Source organism: Serratia sp. 2723 (assembly GCF_050434425.1).
GTDB lineage: Bacteria > Pseudomonadota > Gammaproteobacteria > Enterobacterales > Enterobacteriaceae > Chania.
Map to the genome: position 1 here is coordinate 126,954 of NZ_JBNDIN010000008.1, position 20,150 is coordinate 147,103.

Consider the following 20,150-nt stretch of genomic DNA (forward strand, 5'->3'; position numbering starts at 1 on the left):
TCATTATTGCCAGAGTGGCAAATCAACGTCCTACCCGTCGTTTTGCACTTCCAATCCCGCCGCTTTCCATTCCGGAAAACCATCTTCCAGACAGCGAGCGGTAAATCCGTTGGCGCGTAACGTCTTCATGGCATTAACAGACAGCGCACAATAAGGCCCGCGACAATAGGCTACCACCTCCTGCTGCTTGAGTAACTCAGGCAGTCGGCTTGCCAATTCTTCCACCGGGATGTTAATGGCGTTAGGCAGATGGCCAGAGGCGAACTCTTCCGCTGGCCGCACATCCAGCAATGTGACATCACCTTCATGCAGTCGGCGCAGCAACTCGGCGCGGGAAATGGATTCCAGACGCTCGCGCTGGTTGAGGGTGTCGGCGACAAAGCTGCCGATCTCATTATGGCGGAACTCCATAAACTGGCGGATAGCGGCCAGCAGAGGTTGCACAGGCCCATCCCCCAAACGGTAGTAAACGTGTTTTCCCTCCCGGCGTGATTGCACAAAACCGGCGCGTTTGAGGTGTTGCAGATGCTGGGAGGCGTTGGCTATCGTCAGGCCAGCCAGTTCGGCCAGCCTTTCTACTGGCCTTTCTCCTTGGGCGATATGTTCAAGCAGCACCAGGCGATGCACATTGCCCAGTGAGCGGGTGATTTCGGCAAACTCGTTAAACACCAGGCGTTGGCTATCATCACTGAGTGTTGACATGCGGTCCTCGTTAAATCATCATTCAATTTATTAATTGAATGTTAGGATATCAAAACTGGCTGACGCTAGCCAGCTCAAAAGGGCCGCTTGATGGATATGCTATTACACGCCACCGTACTCGGGATCGCTGCGACCCTGATCATGGATCTCTGGGCAATAGGGCAGAAACGCCTGTTTAATATCCCTTCGCTCAACTATCGGCTAGTTGGGCGCTGGATCGGGCATATGCCAAGGGGGAAGTGGGTTCACCACACCATTGTGCAGGCAACGCCGGTCAAGGGCGAAACTTTGATGGGGTGGGGGGCGCATTACCTGATCGGTATCGTCTTTACCTGGCTATTTCTCATCATCATGGGGCCAGCCTGGCTCGAACAGCCAACCTTCCTGCCCGCTCTGGCGATGGGGATTATCAGCGTAGTTGCGCCATTTTTCCTGATGCAGCCCAGTTTCGGTTTTGGCTTCGCGGCTGCCAGAACGCCGCAGCCCAATGTTGCACGCCAGCGTAGCCTGATCGCCCATGCCTCGTTTGGTATAGGCATTTATGTGAGTGCTTTGCTGTTACGGCAGGCTTGGTTCTGATCCCCACCGGGGTAACCCGGTGGGGGAGTCGTCGTTACTTATGTTGCCCCTGCTTTTGCAGGAACTGTACGCCCTTGTCCGGGAAGTCGGTAAACACGCCGTCAACGCCCGCCTGATTGTAAATCGCGTCGAACAGTTGGTTCACGTCGGTGACGTATTTCGGCAGCTTATCGGCACGAATGGTGTAAGGGTGCACCGCCATATTGCTGGCATGAGCGTCCTTGACCATCTCGGTCAACACGATCTGGTTCGGTTTGGATTTTTCTTCGACGATCAGCATGTGATAGTCAGGCCCGATGCCGTCGGCATACTGGGCGATCTTTTGCATCGCACCCGGTTTGAACATCCAGTCGTAGTCATAGTTGACCCACTTGCCGTCGGCCTTCTGCTCGTAGGTTTCGTTCCAGTCGGTGTAGGCAATCAGCTGCACCAGCTTCAGATCCATCCCCATCTTGGGTTCCAGCTGATCCTTGATGCGTTTCAGCTCGTTGGCATCAAAACACTGCAGATAGACGTTATCGCTCTTGCTGGTGTAGCCGTATTGCTTAAGGACTTCCAGCACCCTGGTGGAGATGTCTTTTCCTTCCTGCTGATGGAACCAGGGGGCCTTGATTTCCGGGTAGAGGCCGATGTTCTTGCCGGTTGAATGGTTGAGACCCTGTACGAACTCGATCTCTTCCTGGAAGGTGTGGACGCGGAAGTCGGATTTGCCCATCGGGAAGCGGCCAGGGTAGCTTTGCACCTGCTTACCATCTTTGATATCAAAGCCTTCGGTGAACTTCAGCGATTTGATCTCAGGCAGCGTAAAGTCGATGGCGTAGTAGCGGCCATCTTTACGCGCCCGGTCCGGGAAGCGCTCGGCAACGTCGGTGACGCGATCCAGATAGTGGTCGTGCAACACCACCAGCTCGTTGTCTTTGGTCATCACCAGATCTTGCTCAAGGAAGTCGGCACCCTGCGCGTAGGCCATCGCCTTGGCCGGTAACGTATGCTCCGGCAGATAGCCACTGGCACCGCGGTGAGCGATAACCACTTTATCCGCAGCCTGGGCGGCACTGAGCATTGAAGTGGCAAGAATGATCCCTGTCAGCAGGGCTTTGGTTTGAGTCCGCATTCTGTGTTGCTCCATGTTGTAGAGGTAAGAAAAAGGCCGCAGCGCGGCCTTAGATTGACGATAAAGGGTAGGTAGGGGCGCTGCATGCTGCGCCCGCTTAGCTTTTAACCGCGTTTGGCCGCGATTTCTGCGTGGTGTTTCTTCTCGCTGATCATGGTCAGCACCAGCAGGATCACCGCACCGATGCTGCCGCCGATCATCACCATAAAGCCGCCGTCCCAACCGAAGTAGTCAACGGTATAGCCGACGATGGCGCTGGCTGCGACCGAACCGCCCAGGTAACCGAACAGACCGGTAAAGCCTGCGGCGGTACCTGCCGCTTTCTTCGGTGCCAGTTCCAGCGCGTGCAGGCCGATCAGCATGACTGGGCCATAGATCAGGAAGCCGATGGTGATCATACAGGCCATATCGATGCCAGGGTTACCTACCGGGTTCAGCCAGTAAACGATGGTGGCGATGGTCACCAGAACCATGAAGAACACCCCGGTGGCACCACGGTTGCCTTTAAACACCTTGTCCGACATCCAGCCGCACAGCAGGGTGCCAGGGATACCGGCGTATTCGTACAGGAAGTAGGCCCAGGAGGACTTATCCAGCGCGAAGTGTTTCACTTCTTTCAGGTAGGTTGGTGACCAGTCCAGGATGCCATAGCGCAGCAGATACACGAACACGTTGGCGATCGCGATGTACCACAGCAGTTTGTTTGGCAGCACGTACTGCATGAAGATCTGCTTGGCCGTCAGCTCTTCTTCTGCTTCTTCGGTGTAATCATCCGGGTAGTCATTTTTGTATTCTTCAATCGGCGGCAGACCAACAGATTGCGGGGTGTCGCGCATCAAGGCGAAGGCGATCAGGGCCACCAGGATCGCACCAAAGGCAGGCATATACAGCGCCGCATGCCAGTCGTTAAACCAGGCCATACCCAGCAGGAACAGCAGTGGAGGCAGGCCGCCACCGACGTTGTGCGCACAGTTCCATACCGAAACAATACCGCCACGTTCTTTCTGTGACCACCAATGCACCATGGTCCGGCCACAAGGCGGCCACCCCATGCCCTGGAACCAGCCGCACAGGAACAGCAGCACGAACATCACGGCGATGCTGGAGGTTGCCCAAGGCACAAAGCCCATAAACAGCATGACGGCAGCGGCCAGGATCAGGCCGGCGGGTAGGAATACACGCGGGTTGGAACGGTCAGAAACCGAACCCATGATGAACTTGGAGAAACCGTAGGCGATGGAGATCCCCGACAGCGCAAAGCCCAGGTCACCACGGCTGAAGCCCTGATCGATCAGATACGGCATCGCCAGGGTGAAGTTTTTACGCACCAGATAATAGGCGGCGTAACCGAAAAAGATCCCCATAAAAATTTGCCAGCGCAGTTTACGGTAGAGCGGGTCTACCTTATCGACTGGCACACGAGAAATGTGTGCGGCTGGCTTAAAAATACTCAACATGAGCGCCTCCGATGGCTTTATCTGTTTATTGCCTCAACAGGAAATGGCTGTCCTGAAGATGAGCTTGCGGATACCTGAAGTGTTGTTAAATGTTCCATAACGAGCGCAATGCTAGAGAAAATCCCCCGGTATCACCGTGATGGGTGGCGCATTTGTTACACTTTTATGAAACTGTGGCGGATTTTGAGTGATCGGTTAACATTTTGGAATGACTAAATAGCACAAATGCGTGACGTTGGTCACATTCATGGCTTTTTATGGCCATATTGTTTTCGTTTTCTGTTCGTTATTGTTCCTTATCAAACAAAGACCCTACTGGCTGTGGCTAAATAAACCCATAACTACAGGCTCAGGGGGCGTGATGAGCAACAACTCATTAATCACCGAAACGGACGTGATCATCATTGGCGGCGGCGCTACCGGCGCGGGGATTGCCCGTGACTGTGCGCGGCGCGGTCTGCGTTGCGTTTTACTGGAAAGGCATGACATCGCCACTGGCGCTACCGGCCGCAACCACGGGTTGTTGCACAGCGGGGCACGCTATTCGGTCACCGATGGCGAATCGGCACGGGAATGCATTGAAGAAAACCGTATCCTCAAGCGTATTGCCCACCACTGCATCGAACGTACCGACGGCCTGTTTATTACTTTGCCTCAGGACTCGTTGGCCTTTCAGCAGCAGTTTATTACCGCCTGTCGCAGCGCCGGGATTGAGGCCGAAGCCATTGACCCCGAACTGGCATTACGCCTGGAGCCTGCGGCTAACCCGGCGCTGATCGGCGCGGTGCGAGTACCGGATGGCACCGTCGATCCTTTCCGCTTAACGGCGGCCAACATGCTTGATGCGCGTGAACATGGCGCACAAATCCTCACCTATCATCAGGTTACAGGTTTGTTGCGTACTGGCGATCGCGTGACGGGCGTGCGCGTTTTCGATCATCAGGCCGCTCATCAGTACGATATTCATGCTCAGGTGGTGGTCAACGCCGCCGGGATCTGGGGCCAGCAAATTGCCGAGTATGCCGATCTGCGCATCCGTATGTTCCCTGCTAAAGGGGCGTTGCTGATCCTGGGCCATCGCATCAATAACATGGTGATTAACCGTTGCCGCAAACCGGCAGATGCCGACATTCTGGTGCCTGGCGATACCATCTCGCTGATTGGTACCACCTCCACCCATATCGATTACGATCAGATAGACAACATGGTGGTGACGCCACAGGAAGTGGATATATTAATCCGCGAAGGTTCGCTGCTGGCCCCGAAACTGGCGCAAACGCGCATTCTACGTGCCTATGCGGGGGTGCGGCCACTGGTTGCCAGCGACGACGATCCCTCTGGGCGCAACGTCAGCCGTGGCATCGTGCTGCTCGACCATGCGGCGCGCGACGGGTTGGAGGGGTTTATCACCATTACCGGCGGCAAACTGATGACTTACCGGCTGATGGCCGAATGGGCCACCGACCTGGTCTGCGCCAAGCTGGGCATTGACAGCCTTTGTACCACGGCGGAAGTGGCGTTGCCCGGTTCCCGTCAGAGCGCCGAAGAAACGGTGCGCAGCGTGGTTTCACTGCCTGCCAGCATCCGGGGTTCGGCAGTGTACCGTCATGGCGATCGCGCCAGCCTGGTCCCTGCTGGCAACCGGCTGGACAACAGCCTGGTGTGTGAGTGTGAAGCGGTGACCGCCGGTGAGGTACGTTATGCGGTGGATTCTCTGACCGTCAACAATCTGGTCGATCTGCGCCGCCGTACCCGCGTTGGTATGGGGACCTGCCAGGGTGAGCTGTGTGCCTGCCGTGCCGCAGGTTTGTTGACGCGGTTTAACGTGGTGACGCCGCAGCAATCCATCACCCAACTGTCCCATTTCCTCAATGAACGCTGGAAAGGCGTGCGGCCTATCGCCTGGGGCGATGCCCTGCGGGAGAGCGAATTCACCAGTTGGGTATATCAAGGGCTATGTGGGTTGGATGCGCAGGGCGATCCTAAGCAGGAGGCGGATGATGCAATTTGATGCGGTGGTGATTGGTGGTGGCTTGGCCGGGTTGAGCTGTGCTATCCGTTTAGCCGAGCATGGCAAACGCTGCGCAGTGGTCAGTTCCGGCCAAAGTGCGCTCTATTTTTCTTCCGGCTCGCTCGATCTGCTGGCCCATCTGCCCGATGGGACGCCGGTGGCGTCGCCTCTGTCCGCCTTACCCGCGCTGGCGCAGCAGGCTCCGCAGCATCCGTATAGTCTGATGGGGGCCACACAGGTGGCTGCGCTGGCTACGCAAGCCGAGCAATTGCTACAGCGTTGCGGGTGGCAGATGCAGGGTGATAGCAGCCAAAACCATCTACGCGTGACCCCTCTCGGGACTTGCCGTGCCACCTGGCTCAGCCCCCTGGCGATCCCTGTCTCACCCTTGGACGGCCAGTTGCCGTGGCAGAATATCGCCGTACTGGGGATTGAAGGCTTTCTGGATTTCCAACCGCAGATGGCGGCCAGCTCATTGATGCAAGAGCAGGCTCTCAAGGCCGAGGTGGCATTTTTGCATCTGCCGGTATTGGATCGGCTACGTAATAATCCCAGCGAGTTCCGCGCGGTGAATATTGCCCGCGTACTGGATCTGCCAGAACATCTGGCTCTGCTGGCAGAGGAGATCACGCGCCAGGCAGGTGAGGCAGAGGCTATTTTGCTACCTGCCTGCCTGGGGTTAGAGGATGATGAACCGTTGATGACGTTGCGCCGGCTGGTCGGTAAGCCCGTTTATCTGTTACCCACGCTGCCGCCTTCCGTGCTCGGTATGCGGCTGCATCAGGCACTGCGCCAGCGCTTGCAGCAGCTGGGTGGAGTGTTTATGCCGGGGGATAGCGTATTGCGTGCCAGCTTCGACGGGCAGCGCGTCACCGGTCTGTATACCCGCAATCACACCGATATTCCGCTGCGGGCGCAGCAGGTGATACTGGCCAGCGGCAGCTTCTTCAGCAACGGCCTGGTGGCCGCTTTTGACGGCATTCGTGAGCCGGTATTTGGCCTCGACGTGTACAGCAAAGCCGAACGTGCCGACTGGAGCGATGCCGATCTGTTTGCCCCGCAGCCGTACCTGCAATTTGGGGTTCAGACCGATACCGCGCTGCGGGCGTTAAAACAGGGTGAGGCGATGACTAATCTGTATGCTATCGGAGCCGTGGCTGGCGGTTACGATCCGTTGCAGCAGGGCTGTGGCGCTGGGGTTTCGCTGCTCGGTGCGCTGCACGTGGCCCAACAGATCCTGGCAGAGGAGGTTGTAGCATGAGCCTGTTACCAGACAACAGCTTCGAGAGCTGTATCAAATGCACTGTCTGCACTACCTATTGCCCGGTTGCCAAGGCCAACCCGCTCTATCCGGGGCCAAAACAGGCCGGGCCGGACGGGGAGCGCCTGCGGCTGAAAGATCCTGCACTTTACGACGAAGCACTGAAATATTGTACTAACTGCAAACGTTGCGAAGTGGCTTGCCCTTCCGACGTTAAAATTGGCGATATTATCCAACGCGCCCGGGCCAATTTCAGCCAAAGCAAACCGACGCTGCGCGATGCCATCCTCAGCCATACCGACATCATGGGCACTCTGTCGACGCCGTTTGCGCCGATCGTTAACGCGACTACCGGCCTGAAGCCGGTACGCAAACTGTTGGATAAGGCGCTGAAGATCGACCATCGGCGTGAGCTGCCGAAATATTCGTTTGGCACCTTCCGCCGTTGGTATCGCCAGCAGGCAGAGCAGCAACAGCACTATGCCGAGCAGGTGGCGTTTTTCCACGGTTGCTTTGTCAATTACAACCATCCGCAGCTTGGCAAAGACCTGATCAAGGTGTTTAACGCCATGGATATCGGCGTGCAGCTGCTCAAACGTGAGAAATGCTGCGGCGTACCGCTGATCGCCAACGGCTTTATTGCGCAGGCGAAGAAACAGGCCAAAGTGAATGCGGAATCGCTGCATGAGGCGGTCCTGACCAAAGGCATACCGGTGGTGGCTACTTCGTCGAGCTGCACGTTCACCCTGCGTGACGAGTACCCGCATTTGCTGGAGGTGGACACCTCGGCGGTACGTGAACGGGTGGAGCTGGCCACGCGTTATCTCTATCGCCTGATCGCTGAAGGGCGCACCTTGCCGCTCAAACAGATGCCGCTGCGGGTGGCTTACCACACGCCGTGTCATATGGAGAAAATGGGTTGGACGGCCTATACGCTGGAGCTATTGCGGCAGATCCCAGGGCTGGAACTGGTGGTGCTGGATTCGCAGTGCTGTGGTATCGCCGGGACTTACGGCTTCAAGTCGGAAAACTATGAAACCTCGCAAGGCATTGGTGCCTCGCTATTTCGCCAGATTGAAGCGAGCGGGGTGGATATGGTGATCACCGACTGTGAAACCTGCAAATGGCAGATCGAGATGTCCACCAGCAAGCGCTGTGAACATCCGATCACCCTGTTGGCACAGGCATTGGCGTAACGCATTAATCGGGCCAGCATGCTGGCCCACTGCGCTTACTGCTTGATCTTCACAGTATTGAACACGCCAGCCGCTATGTCTTGAGACTGCTGCTGGTTATCTGCCGGCAGCGTGATTTGCAGGGTCAGTTGCTTACCGTTTGGCAGCATACTGAGCAGTACGCCAGAGTAGGCTTTTTGGCCAGCCACGGTGATCACGGTATCCAGTTGGCGCATTGGCGTACCGTTAATTTCAACCGCTTTATTGGTGATAACCTGCAGGTTGGTATCGCGGGAGCGTTGCTGTTCTTCCATACGCGTGGTCAGGGTTTCCAGATCGTCCGCTGCCTTGTCCGCGACGATCGCGATCACCGCACGCTGGTTGGTGCTGTCGGTATAGATGTGCACGTTAGTCGGCTGGTTGGTCAGCTTATCGCTCTGATCGGCCAAACCGTTTGGCAGCGTAAAGGTCAGCTTGCCATCCAATAAACTCACCTGTTGCCCGGTTGGGACACTGGCTGCTGCGTTACCTGCTGGTGCATTGCTGTCTTTGGTGGCGCTATCACAGGCCGCCAGGCCAAGCACTAACAGGCCGATACCCATCAATTTTGTTACTTTACGCATCTGGTGTTCCTTATTCCTTTGCAGAGAGAGTTGGTTGACCGTATGGCAAGATGTCACAGGTTTTTTAAGTAATAGACGATAGTCGTCTACTTCGCCTTTCTTTTCTAGAGTGAAAATCTGATATTTGTGGCTAATGAGCATTATTAGCATGGCGAGTGGTCAAGCACATGGGCAGCCACCATAAAGTCAGGCTGCCCAGTATAAACCAGAAGGTGGATTAACTCAGTTGCAACCGGCTGGCGGGTTGGCGCTCTGCCAGACGTTTTAGCAGCATATTGAGCAGTACCCCGTACATCGGCAGGAAGAACAACAGACAGATCAGCACCTTGAAGCTGTAATCCACCAGTGCGATCTCCACCCAGTTGGCGGCCATAAAGGGATCGCTGCTTTTGTAGAAGGCGATAAAGAAGAAGGCCAGGGTATCGCTGATATTGCCAAGGAACATGGCCGCGGCGGGAGCAACCCACCAGGCGCTGCGTTGGCGCAGGCGGTTGAACACCTGTACGTCCAGGATCTGGCCCAGCACGTACGCCATAAAGCTGGCGGCGGCGATACGCGCCACAAGCAGGTTGAAGCTGGCCAAGGCGGCAAAGCCTTGCCACTCGCCCTGGAAAGTGACGGTGGAGATCACATAGGAGATAAACAGCGCCGGGACCATCACGGCAAGGATAATCCTGCGTGCCAGCGGGGCTCCGAAGATCCGTACGGTCAGGTCAGTGGCCAGGAAGATAAACGGAAAAGTGAAGGCACCCCAGGTGGTGTGAAAGCCGAAAATGCTGATCGGTAACTGCACCAGATAGTTGCTGGAAGTAATGATGGCGATGTGGAATAGCGATAGCCAAACCAACGCGATTAAGCGTTGTCGATCGGTAAACGAATACATAATGTAGCCTTTTTGAGTGTGGGGTGAGGGAACCCATTGTTAACTGCGCGGCGACATGGTACGCGTTTGGGCATTCAATGCAATGGTTAAATTTAACGCAAACGTTAACGTATCTTGCGCAGAAAAACTACCGGCGTAAACTAGCGGGTAATCAGATCCGGCGAGGGTTCGCCGATCGTTTTAGATCGAGAGAGATGTATGACTGACATTTTTGCCCAGGCAGACCAGACGCTAGATGCGCTGGGGCTGCGCTGTCCGGAACCGGTAATGATGGTGCGTAAAACCGTGCGCCATATGGATAACGGTAAAACCTTGCTGATCATCGCCGACGATCCGGCCACCACCCGCGACATCCCGGGTTTTTGCCGTTTTATGGAACATACGCTGGTGGCTCAGGAAACCGAGCAGGCCCCGTATCGCTATCTGCTGCGCAAAGGGATCGAGAGTTAATCACTGAGCGGTTGCTTAACGTTTCTGCAGTATCTGCTGCGCGTCCAGTGCACTCGCGTGTAAGGCCAACCCACTAAAATCCTCCGGGCGATAATAATGCGCCGGGGCTGGCAAGTTGTGCATGGCATCCCCAGGCCAGAGTTGCAGTTCCGCCAGTTTCGCCAGCGTTAATCCTTCAATCTGTAGTGGCAACGTCAGACGTTGCGGAGCGGTATATTCGAAGGGCGGCTGATTGGGCAGGCGATTGCTGCTGGTGGTGTAATCCCGTTTTAAGACTAAAAATTTCTCCGGTACTCGGCGGTGGCTGTCCCACCAGTCGCCGTCAATGCCGTCAAATTGCCGCTGGGTTTCGGTGATTGAAACTGCGCCAAGCTGGTGCAATGCCTCGGGTATCAGCGTTTCCATTGCGCTATTGTAACTGGCAACGGATACCGCGCGCCCTTGCAGGATAGCGTCGATCGCCAACCTTGCCCCCAGCAGGTTGGAATACAAATCCTCTGGCGTAAATGCAGAAATCTGTTCAGGAAATCCGGGCACCGATTGGTAGCCGTACCACTGTGCCACTTCATGCCATGCCGCCATCTGGAAGGCGAGCTCTCCGGCCAGGTAAGCCGCTAACGTATAGCGTTGGGCAGCCTCTCGTGGTGGGGTAAAGGCGTTCAGTTGTATACGACGCTTTGCCAATTCCGGGCCAAGATCGAGAGTCCATTGCTGGCCCAGCTTAGGCAACAGCTGGCTGAACAGGAACAGGGTATTGTCGGCAGTATCGCGAACGTGAGCGATGTCGATAAATCCCCCACGATAGGTGTAGACCAACCCCAATTGCTCACTGCCCAATCCCAGCAAGTTGCCGATGGCATTGAAAGCGCTGTCATTATAGTGATGTGCGCCAAGCCGATCGGCGTCTACGACATTACCCAATTGATAAAACGGCACCGGGATGCCTAACGCCTGTACTTTGAGGTTATAGCCAAAGGCGCAGCAAGGGCGCAAACCATCCGGTGGCGAGAGTGGCTCAGTCACCGGCCAGGCAACAAGGCTCTCACGGGTAGGTTGCGAGGTGATCAGCGTTTCCAGGGCCTTGGCGGGCAGCATGGGGCTAAGCAGCAGCAAAAATATCAGCGCAATAAAACGCATTAAAAAGCTTCTCCTACCTGAAAATAAAACCCGCTGCTTTCACGCCCGACCCCAAAATCGAGCCGTACGTTCATCCGCGGTTTGAATTCAAAACGGTAGCCAACCCCCACCGTCGGCAACCAAGGCCCTTGGCCCAGATCACCGGTTTTGCGGCTTAGGGTTCCGGCTCCTGCCCAAAGGACATAACCGTGCCGCCAGCTCAATTTGCGGCGATATTCAACCTGGCCGCTGAGCGTATTCCTGTCGCGATAACGCCCTTGGTAATAGCCCCGCATCCGTTTGTCGTCTCCCAGTTCGGACAGCCTGTCCCAGGGGACATCGCCGGTGGTCAGACGGCTGTAGACGTCCAATGCCAGTACGCTCTTTTCACTCAGACTGTGATAGGCATTGTATTGTCCTGCAAGGGTATTGAAGCGGCTATCGCCGCCCAATTCTGGCGCGAAATAGGTGTCGCTCAGGCTGAGAAACTGGCCTCGGCTGGCATTAGAAACGAAATCGCGCGTATCGTAACTTAACGAGCCACTGATCCCTGAACTGATCGATGAGGGGCCAGCTTCTTGAGCTTTGAACAGGCTACTATCTCCCCCATCGGGATCGCTGGCGTGCGTCGAAGAAAAATCCCAGCCAACCCCTGCGTAGGTGGCATTGGCAATACGATACAGCAGCTGTGGTGCTATCTGGAACGCTTGCTGGGTATATTTTTCCTTATTACCATCGTGACGCCCGGCTTGATAACCGGTGCCCCAGAAATAGGTTGGCATATTATTCAGGGAGCCGCTGGCAAAGAAGCGCCATTGGTCGTTAGCGAAAAAGCTGTAGTTTTCAAAGCCAACGCCGAAGGCACCTGTACTGCTGAAAAAGCCCTTCAGCGCCAGCGTCGAATTTTGGCTGGCGCTGTCAAGGCTGTCTGGCCGGTACATGCCTACGACAGCGGTGCCGATGCCAAGACCGAGTTCTGGGGTATAAAACGGGCCGGGCAAGATACCCCAATCGATGGTTTTACTGTTGTCGAAATGATTGTCCGAACCCAGAGGGGCTAGCATTCCATCAACTTGCTGACGTGACAGCCAAGCGGCATGGGCACCGGGCAGCAGAGCGAGCAGGGTCAGCGCCAGGCAGCGGAGCGGTATCGCCATCAGAAGCGATATTCACCCGAGACCATAAAGCTGTTGCGTTGGCTAAAGCCAAATTCGGTCAACAGGTTGAAATGCTGCGTGATCTCATATTGTGCACCAAGCAGCATATTCCAAGGTGATTGCAGATGCTGCTTCACGTCGAAACGGCCTTCTCCTTTCTGGTTGGCGATGGCGATCAGGGGCTGCAGCGCTGCGGGCATCTGTAGATCAGACAGGCTGCCTCGGAACTCCTGCTGCACATCCTGGTACATGCTGCCGACCCACAGGTTCAGATTACTCTGGCCATGGATACCGGGCACCTGGAAGCGGTAGCCAACACGGGGTGTCACCGTCAGTGCAGAAATTTGGCCGTCAAGAATATTGAAACTGGTGCGGGTATAGTTGGTATCGAGCGTGGTGAACCAGTTCTCATAGCCCCCGGCTAGCGTGACGCCTGCGCCGTAAGTGGTGCCTTTAAAATCGAGCTTGAAGTCCAGATCGCGCAGTTGCCCGCTTCGGTTCAGGCTGTGCACGGCAGACGCGATGATACGATCCAATCCTTTGTATTTACTGGGATCGGCGTCCACGGAGACCTGAGATAACGAACTGCCTTTGGTATGGCCAACAATGCCGTAGACGTTGAGGAACGGAAACAGCCAGGTGTCCAGACGCATGGTTTCCGTTTTGCTCTGTTCGCGGGTTTTGCCAACGCCGATGCTGAACAAATCCGACGGAATTGCGAGCGGTCCCAAGCCTAGTCCGGAAAAATTGATACTGTCGACATTGATATTCTGCCGCATGTTCATGTAGTTGACGCCAACACCGAAAGGTTCCGGCAGCTCATAGCCGCGGGCTCGAGCCTCATCCCCCCAAATCGGCAACATACGATGTTCTGGCTGGAGTGCTGCCGTTGTTGGTGCGTTGTGTTGGGTGGTTGGCATCGCCGCACCTTGGGTGAATGGTGGGCGTTTTGCTTCATCAATGAGCTGTGCGGTAGCGGCGGTATCAGGCTGTTGCGCCAGAGCCAGGGAAGGAATAAAGGTAACAACGATCAGATTCAGAATTTTATAATGATGTAGTGGTTTCATTCATTCGACCATTACCCTGATAAATTCATAGAATTTATAGGTATGTAATGTAAAGGTGCTTGGAGAATATAATAAAGTCCTGTGGTTTGCAGGGGCATTAAGTGCGTCTTGTTCGCGCTATTTTTTCAGGTAAGAGCGTCAGGGCACAGTGGGTTGTACCCTGACGATAGAATGGTCTTACTGACGTTTTTTCAGCAGCCGTAAGGCGTTGGCGGTCACCAGCGCGGTCGCCCCGGAGTCTGCCAATACGGCCAGCCACAGGCCGGTCATCCCCAGCAGAGTGGTGACCAGGAAAATCGCTTTCAGCCCTAGCGCAATGGTAATGTTCTGGCGAATATTGGCGTGTGTAGCGCGGGAGATGCGGATCATCTCGGCAACGCCGGTCAATCGGTTGTGCGTCAGTGCGGCATCCGCCGTTTCCAATGCCACGTCGGTGCCGCTTCCCATCGCAATACCAATGCTGGCGGCCTTCATCGCCGGGGCGTCGTTGATACCGTCGCCGATCATGGCGGTGGGTTGCAGCTTGCTCAGCTCGGTTACCGCTTTCACTTTATCTTCCGGCATTAGCCCGGCGCGGTAATCGATCCCCAGTTCATTGGCAATGGCGGCCGCAGCGCGCGGGTTGTCGCCGGTGAGCATCACGCCACGAATGCCTAACTGCGCCAACTCGGCAATCGCCTGTTTGGCGTCGCGACGTAAGGTGTCACGTAACGCCAGCAAACCGACAGGCTGCCCGTCCTCTAGCACCACCACAGCGGTTTTACCCGCCGTTTCCAGCGTCTCTACCTGGCTGCGCCATTGGTTATTCAACTGGCTTTCCGTCAACTTGCCCGGTGCGCTGATCAGGATGGTTTTGCCGTCGATTTTCCCCTCAACCCCGATACCCGCCAGCGCACGGCGGCCTTCGGCCAGAGGTAACGCCTCCCCGTTTTGCGCCGCGCGATTGACGATAGCTTGCGCCAAGGGGTGGTGTGAGCCCGCCTCGACTGCCGCTGCGATGGCCAGCAGTTGCTGCTCGCTGAGGCCGTCTGCCGGCAGTACGTCGGTCACGGTCGGTTTGCCTTCGGTCAGCGTACCGGTTTTGTCGAACGCGATGGTTTGCACTTGGCCCAACTGTTCCAATGCAGCACCACCTTTAATCAGCGCTCCCCGGCGTGTGGCCGCAGCAAGGCCAGAGGTGATGGCCGCTGGCGTGGAGATGACCAAGGCACACGGGCAACCGATCAGCAGCAAGGTCAGACCCCGGTAGATCCACATCTCCCAAGGTTCGGCAAACAGCAGCGGTGGCACCAGGATCACCGCCACGGCCAGCAGCATGATCGCCGGAGTGTAGTAGCGGCTGAAGCGATCGAGGAAGCGTTCAATCGGTGCCCGGCGCTCTTCGGCCTCTTCAATCAGTTGCAGGATACGGTCGATGGCATTTTTGCCCGGCTCGGAAGTGACCTTCATCTGTGCGGCCTGATCGACGGACAGGCTGCCAGCGGCCACTTTCTGACCCCGTAGGCGCTCTACCGGCACGGACTCACCGGTTAAAGCGCTCTCGTCAAAGCTGGCGAACGGGTTGAGCAATTCGGCATCGGCAGGCAAACGGCCCCCCGGCGCGATCTCTATCACGTCACCGGGGCGCAGGCTGACCACCGGCACGCGTTTGCGTTCGCTATCCTGGATAAGCAGAGCATCTTCCGGTACCAGTTCCATCAATGCCTTCACGCCACGGCGTGCACGATTGGCCGCGTAGGATTCCAGCAGCTCCCCTACCATAAACAGCAGCAGCACCATGGCCGCTTCGGCGGTGGCACCGATAAACAGCGCGCCGATGGCGGCAACGCTCATCAGGGTTTCTATGGCGAACGGCGTGCCTGACCGTATCAGCCGCAGGGCTTTGCTGGCAATCGGCACCAGGCCGACCAAGGTAGTAGCGATAAAGGCAATTTCGCCCAGCCGTGGGTTGAAGAAGTCCAGAACCCAACTGAGCACCATCAGCGCGGAGAGCAACAGCAGGGGGCCGTACTCGCCCAGGCGGGAGGCTTTGGGGTCATCGCCTATTGCCGCAGGGGTAGTCCCCAACAGGGTAAAGCCAGCCTGTTTTACCGCCTCCTGGATCCGCATGCTGACGTCGGATTGGGCATCCACCACCAGTTTTTCCGTGGCAAATAGCACGCGAGCGCTGTCGACGCCGGGGATCGACGTTACGGCATTTTCGATTTTTTTGGCACAGCTGGGACAATCCATGTCGGTGACTTTCCAACTGAAACGCTGGCTGCCGGAAGGGGGAGCGGCAGCCAGACTGTCGCTTTCCTCATCTGGATCGTCGGGGCCATCGCTACTGCAACAGCTGGCTCCGTGCTCATGGGCCGATCGATGGTCGTGGGCAGCCGTTGCTCCCACTGCGGTTTTTTCATTGCTACAGCCATGCTGGGTTTTGGCGTGATCATGGTTACAGCCGCAGCTGTGATCGTGATGATGCTCTTGATGCTGATGCTCTTGGTGATTGTGCGGTTTATGAGTCTGCATAGCGCCCCCTTCAGGCAATCCAATATCGTCTCAATAACCACTCTACACCTTGGAGCTGACTCCAGAGTCAAGTGCGATATGAGAATTATTATTAATTGAAGGGGCGCTACGGATCCGGTTGCCCGCACCCGCAGCCTGTCATTACAGATAAAGTGAGCGAACGACCAGGAAATGCCCGGAGAAGTAGCAGAAGGCGACCACGGCGTCTGCCGCGCGGAAGGTAAAGCGGTAGCGGTTCAGCAGCCAGACGATATTGGCCAGCAGCAGCAGCGCGGTGCCCACCAGCAATGAGAAGCCAAAGTCGGTGCTGCGCAGGAAATATTGTTCCCCTGCCAGCCATACCATCAGCAGCGTCATGGTGACCAGCGTGGCGATCGGCCAGCGCATCTCTTCCAGGCGGCTCCAGATGATGGCCAGCAGCAGTGCACCAATCACCAGCAGCACCAGCGGCAAGGGCCAGAACAGGCTGAAGGTCATCTGGCTGGCAAAGCTCAGGGTATACAGCAGTTGTGAGAGGAAGAAAGCGCCGATGGCGTACAGTACCCGCTCACGTGGCAACAGCAGCAAGGCATCGCCCGCCAGCGTCGCCAACAGGCCCAGAACGATCAGGTAACCCGCGGGGCCTAATACCGGGGCCTGCCAGGCCAATAACAGCAACAGCAGCAAGGTGACCGGTTTAAACACCCAGCGCTGCCAGCGCGGGCCGCGATAGGAGGCATCAACGAACAACCAACCGGAAAAAAATACGGCAAGGAACGGCCAACTCATATGTCTTCCTTATTCATGATGGGAGCCGGGATAACCAGCTCCAGGTTGTTACTTTCCCAGTGTAAGCAGCGCACGTGGGTTCGACAATGCTTTCTTCTGAATGCTATGTTTACGCGGTTTTAGACGCAATGAAATCCGCCGGGTAAAGAGGAAAGCCTTTGATGAGTAAACCACCGTTGTTCTTTGTTGCCGTGATCGCGCTGATTGCGGTGCTGGCGACCCGCCAATATCTCAACAAACGTCGTCAGGATGCGGATAATGACCGCCAGCCGGTGCGTACATTACAAGTGGAGGTCAGTGCCAAGCGTGAGTTCCCCTCGCCGAATCGTCGTTCGCGGCAGCGGGAAAATATTGTAGTGGAAGATATGCGTTACGAAGTGTATTTCCGCCCGTTGACGGGCGGTGGCGAGATCAAAATACCGCTGCCTCAGCAGCAATATAATCAAATAGATAAAGGCGCTCAGGGTACGCTGAGCCTGCAGGGCACCCGCTTTATCTCCTTCACGGCGCAGAAATCGTAGGGGCACCGCATGCGGCGCCCGTTAAAAGTCTATTTTTTCTTTAGTGGCGGCTGTTTTTTCTGCCAGTCCAACAGCTCAAACACGCCAAAAATAAAGATCTTGGTTTCCAGCCAGCGGCTGATGGGCTGATCTTTCGGCTGGGTGGATTTCAGCAACACCAGCTGTAGCCCATGCATCACCACCATAAAGAACAAGGCTACGTTGATGAAGTAGGTCAGTGGCTTGGGGTACGGATGAAACAGGTTGGTGAGCAGAAAGCCCCACACGCACAGCATCAGCAGACGGCCCAGATTAATCAGCATGTTCGGTTTTCTCTTCAAGAGTACGGAGGTAAAGACGGTAGGCTACCTGACCGGCGACCTTCTCGCGGTGCAGTGTCCAGGTTGCAGGAACATCGGTGGCGGCGCTTTCGGCTTCGGCCTCCACGTAAATCCAGGCTTCGTTCGCTAACCAGCCCTGTTGCTCCAGCAGCGTGACGGTTTCGGCCAGCAACCCTTTACGGAACGGGGGATCGAGAAACACCACGTCAAAAGGCTGCCCGTTGCCTGCCAACCAGGTCAACGCGTTGGTATGCTCGACGCTGCCATTGCCTTGCAACAGCGCCAGATTTTTCCCCAACTGTTGGGCTACCGAACGTTCGTATTCCAGTAGCGTGGCGCTTTCGGCATAGCGCGACAGCGCTTCCAACCCCAACGCACCGCTACCCGCGAAGCAGTCCAGACAGCGAGCGCCGCGGATCACCGGGGCTAACCAGTTGAACAGGGTTTCGCGTACGCGATCGGTGGTTGGCCGCAGCCCTTCGCTGTTGGGCACCGGCAGTTTGCGCCCGCGCCATTGGCCGCCGATGATACGGATCTGGCCAGCGGAGGCCGTCTGCGGTTTTTTGAGCGCGCCGCGCGGTGGTTGTTTTGCCATAAAAGAGTCTTAATCAGTTGCGGGGTTAACGAAAAGTTGCCGCTATTCTATACCGGATTGCGGATAAGTTGCAGCCTGGAGGCGGTGGGAGCGTTAAAACTACCGTGATGAAAGCATTGCCGATGCGTATTGCTGCGCGAGGGAAAGTGATAAACTCAAAAAATAATGAGTTAATTAGATTTTCGTGGACATTAAGCCATTGGTACGGAGTAGGTCAGAGCATGGCAAAAGATAAAAAACGTGGGTTTTTCTCCTGGCTGGGCTTCGGCCAGAAGGAAGAAGAGCAGCAACAACCTGAGTCTGCCGTAGAACAGGCGGAACAGCAGGCCGCAGAAACCCCGGCTGCCCCCAAACTGGACGATAAGCTTCCCGCCCAGGAGTCTGCACCCGCCGCCACCAAAGATACCCCAGGGGAGTGGGATAGCAGCCTGAGTGGCGAGCCTATCACCGAAAATATCCTGCCGCTGGATGAACACCACGCTGAGCCGGTAGCGATCGAAGAAGTTACCGTAGCGCAACAGCCTGAGCTGCAAGCAGAAGAACCAGAGCTGATTGAAGCGGTTATCGAAGAGCCTGCTGAAATTATCGAGCCTGAGCCAGAGGTGATTGAAGCGGTTATCGAGGCGCCTGCTGAAATTATTGAGCCTGAGCCAGAGGTGATTGAAGCGGTTATCGAGGCGCCTGCTGAAATTATCGAGCCTGAGCCAGAGGTGATTGAAGCGGTTATCGAGGCGCCTGCCGAGATTATCGAACCTGAGCCAGAGGTAATTGAAGCGGTCATCGAAGCGCCCGCGGAGATTATCGAACCTGAGCCAGAGCTGATTGAAGAGGTTATCGAACCAGAACTGGCTGCGGAACCTGAACAGCCTGAACTGCTGGCTCCGGCGGTGACGCAAGAGCAAGAGCGCCCTAGCAAAGAAGGCTTCTTCGCCCGTCTTAAACGCAGCCTGCTGAAAACCAAACAGAACCTGGGTTCCGGTTTTATCGGCCTGTTCCGCGGCAAGAAGATCGACGACGATCTGTTCGAAGAGCTGGAAGAACAGCTGTTAATCGCCGACGTTGGCGTAGAAACCACTCGTAAAATCATTGAGTCTCTTACTCTGCACGCCAGCCGTAAGCAGCTGAAAGACGCCGAATCGTTGTATGGCAAACTGAAAGAAGAGATGGCGGAAATTCTCGCCAAGGTGGATCAGCCACTGGATGTCGGCGGCAAAACGCCGTTCGTGATCCTGATGGTTGGCGTGAATGGTGTGGGTAAAACCACCACCATCGGTAAACTGGCGCGTCAGTTCCAGGCCGAAGGTAAATCGGTGATGCTGGCCGCAGGCGACACTTTCCGCGCCGCTGCGGTGGAGCAGTTGCAGGTCTGGGGTGAGCGTAACCGTATTCCTGTCATCGCTCAGCATACTGGCGCCGACTCCGCTTCGGTGATTTTCGATGCGGTGCAGGCGGCTAAAGCCCGCAATATCGATGTGCTGATTGCTGATACCGCCGGTCGCCTGCAGAACAAGGCGCACCTGATGGAAGAGCTGAAGAAGATCGTGCGGGTGATGAAAAAACTGGACGAGCAGGCCCCCCATGAGGTTATGCTGACTCTGGATGCCAGCACCGGACAAAATGCGGTTAACCAGGCGAAATTATTTAATGAAGCCGTGGGCCTGACCGGCATAACGCTGACTAAACTGGACGGTACCGCCAAAGGCGGGGTGATCTTCTCCATCGCCGATCAGTTTACCATCCCGATCCGTTACATCGGCGTTGGTGAAGGCATCGAAGATTTGCGGCCGTTTAAGGCTGATGACTTTATTGAGGCACTTTTTGCCCGAGAGGATTGATA

The 20,150-nt window shown here is 56.1% G+C and carries 19 protein-coding genes; 7 read left to right on the forward strand and 12 right to left on the reverse strand.

The window, feature by feature from the left end; all coding sequences use genetic code 11:
• Positions 1-30: 30 nt before the first annotated feature.
• Positions 31-702: an ArsR/SmtB family transcription factor gene (locus ABIE29_RS14245; protein ID WP_429619399.1), complete on the reverse strand. Its 672-nt coding sequence runs from the start codon at positions 700-702 to the stop codon at positions 31-33.
• 90 nt (positions 703-792) lie between these two features.
• On the opposite strand from ABIE29_RS14245, the gene ABIE29_RS14250 reads away from it, so the two are divergent.
• The gene (locus tag ABIE29_RS14250) at positions 793-1,281 is read left to right on the forward strand and encodes a DUF2938 domain-containing protein (RefSeq protein WP_429619400.1); all 489 of its coding nucleotides are present in this window, start codon (positions 793-795) and stop codon (positions 1,279-1,281) included.
• A 34-nt stretch (positions 1,282-1,315) separates the two neighbouring features.
• Here ABIE29_RS14250 and glpQ read toward each other — a convergent pair whose 3' ends face one another.
• Both glpQ and glpT read right to left on the reverse strand, forming a co-directional pair.
• On the reverse strand, positions 1,316-2,395 hold the full coding sequence (glpQ, locus tag ABIE29_RS14255; RefSeq protein ID WP_429619401.1) for a glycerophosphodiester phosphodiesterase: 1,080 nt from the start codon (positions 2,393-2,395) through the stop codon (positions 1,316-1,318).
• A 104-nt stretch (positions 2,396-2,499) separates the two neighbouring features.
• Entirely contained in the window at positions 2,500-3,852 is a 1,353-nt protein-coding gene (glpT, locus tag ABIE29_RS14260) for a glycerol-3-phosphate transporter (protein WP_021181519.1), read from the reverse strand.
• Positions 3,853-4,213: 361 nt separating this feature from the next.
• Here glpT and glpA point away from each other — a divergent pair, with 361 nt between their 5' ends.
• Genes glpA through glpC form a run of 3 tightly spaced genes read left to right on the forward strand, consistent with a single transcriptional unit; the run spans position 4,214 to position 8,320 of the window.
• Positions 4,214-5,863 carry an anaerobic glycerol-3-phosphate dehydrogenase subunit A gene (gene glpA, locus ABIE29_RS14265; protein ID WP_429619402.1) on the forward strand — a complete coding sequence of 550 codons (1,650 nt, stop codon included), beginning with the start codon at positions 4,214-4,216 and terminating at the stop codon, positions 5,861-5,863.
• Positions 5,853-7,124, forward strand: coding sequence for a glycerol-3-phosphate dehydrogenase subunit GlpB (glpB, locus tag ABIE29_RS14270; protein ID WP_429619452.1), 1,272 nt, complete (start codon positions 5,853-5,855; stop codon positions 7,122-7,124). The genes glpA and glpB overlap by 11 nt, the downstream gene beginning before the upstream one ends.
• Positions 7,121-8,320 (forward strand): anaerobic glycerol-3-phosphate dehydrogenase subunit GlpC, encoded by a 1,200-nt coding sequence (gene glpC / locus ABIE29_RS14275; protein ID WP_429619403.1) that lies wholly within the window; start codon positions 7,121-7,123, stop codon positions 8,318-8,320. The genes glpB and glpC overlap by 4 nt, the downstream gene beginning before the upstream one ends.
• Before the next feature lie 35 nt (positions 8,321-8,355).
• Here glpC and ABIE29_RS14280 read toward each other — a convergent pair whose 3' ends face one another.
• Both ABIE29_RS14280 and ABIE29_RS14285 read right to left on the reverse strand, forming a co-directional pair.
• Positions 8,356-8,922 carry a DcrB family lipoprotein gene (locus ABIE29_RS14280; RefSeq protein WP_429619404.1) on the reverse strand — a complete coding sequence of 189 codons (567 nt, stop codon included), beginning with the start codon at positions 8,920-8,922 and terminating at the stop codon, positions 8,356-8,358.
• A gap of 217 nt (positions 8,923-9,139) precedes the next feature.
• Positions 9,140-9,805: a 7-cyano-7-deazaguanine/7-aminomethyl-7-deazaguanine transporter gene (locus ABIE29_RS14285; RefSeq protein WP_429619405.1), complete on the reverse strand. Its 666-nt coding sequence runs from the start codon at positions 9,803-9,805 to the stop codon at positions 9,140-9,142.
• A 198-nt stretch (positions 9,806-10,003) separates the two neighbouring features.
• On the opposite strand from ABIE29_RS14285, the gene tusA reads away from it, so the two are divergent.
• Positions 10,004-10,255, forward strand: coding sequence for a sulfurtransferase TusA (gene tusA / locus ABIE29_RS14290; protein WP_429619406.1), 252 nt, complete (start codon positions 10,004-10,006; stop codon positions 10,253-10,255).
• 15 nt (positions 10,256-10,270) lie between these two features.
• Here tusA and ABIE29_RS14295 read toward each other — a convergent pair whose 3' ends face one another.
• From ABIE29_RS14295 to ABIE29_RS14315, 5 genes are all read right to left on the reverse strand, one after another.
• Complete coding sequence (locus tag ABIE29_RS14295) at positions 10,271-11,392, reverse strand: DUF4056 domain-containing protein (RefSeq protein ID WP_429619407.1); 1,122 nt, start codon at positions 11,390-11,392, stop codon at positions 10,271-10,273.
• Positions 11,392-12,528: a BamA/TamA family outer membrane protein gene (locus tag ABIE29_RS14300; RefSeq protein ID WP_429619408.1), complete on the reverse strand. Its 1,137-nt coding sequence runs from the start codon at positions 12,526-12,528 to the stop codon at positions 11,392-11,394. The genes ABIE29_RS14295 and ABIE29_RS14300 overlap by 1 nt, the downstream gene beginning before the upstream one ends.
• Positions 12,528-13,391, reverse strand: a complete 864-nt coding sequence (locus tag ABIE29_RS14305; RefSeq protein ID WP_429619453.1) for a hypothetical protein — start codon at positions 13,389-13,391, stop codon at positions 12,528-12,530. Before ABIE29_RS14305 ends, ABIE29_RS14300 begins: the two co-directional genes overlap by 1 nt.
• A gap of 381 nt (positions 13,392-13,772) precedes the next feature.
• A complete protein-coding gene (locus ABIE29_RS14310) occupies positions 13,773-16,109 on the reverse strand; it encodes a zinc/cadmium/mercury/lead-transporting ATPase (protein ID WP_429619409.1) in 2,337 nt (778 codons plus the stop codon).
• Positions 16,110-16,250: 141 nt separating this feature from the next.
• Entirely contained in the window at positions 16,251-16,877 is a 627-nt protein-coding gene (locus tag ABIE29_RS14315) for a lysoplasmalogenase (RefSeq protein ID WP_429619410.1), read from the reverse strand.
• A 161-nt stretch (positions 16,878-17,038) separates the two neighbouring features.
• On the opposite strand from ABIE29_RS14315, the gene ABIE29_RS14320 reads away from it, so the two are divergent.
• Positions 17,039-17,398: a DUF2500 domain-containing protein gene (locus ABIE29_RS14320; protein WP_429619411.1), complete on the forward strand. Its 360-nt coding sequence runs from the start codon at positions 17,039-17,041 to the stop codon at positions 17,396-17,398.
• Between the two features lie 29 nt (positions 17,399-17,427).
• On the opposite strand, the gene ABIE29_RS14325 is transcribed toward ABIE29_RS14320, so the two are convergent.
• Together ABIE29_RS14325 and rsmD are read right to left on the reverse strand one after the other, a co-directional pair.
• Complete coding sequence (locus ABIE29_RS14325) at positions 17,428-17,700, reverse strand: DUF1145 family protein (RefSeq protein WP_021181508.1); 273 nt, start codon at positions 17,698-17,700, stop codon at positions 17,428-17,430.
• Positions 17,690-18,313 carry a 16S rRNA (guanine(966)-N(2))-methyltransferase gene (gene rsmD / locus ABIE29_RS14330; RefSeq protein ID WP_429619412.1) on the reverse strand — a complete coding sequence of 208 codons (624 nt, stop codon included), beginning with the start codon at positions 18,311-18,313 and terminating at the stop codon, positions 17,690-17,692. Before rsmD ends, ABIE29_RS14325 begins: the two co-directional genes overlap by 11 nt.
• A gap of 221 nt (positions 18,314-18,534) precedes the next feature.
• Here rsmD and ftsY point away from each other — a divergent pair, with 221 nt between their 5' ends.
• A complete protein-coding gene (gene ftsY / locus ABIE29_RS14335; protein WP_429619413.1) occupies positions 18,535-20,148 on the forward strand; it encodes a signal recognition particle-docking protein FtsY in 1,614 nt (537 codons plus the stop codon).
• Positions 20,149-20,150: the final 2 nt, after the last annotated feature.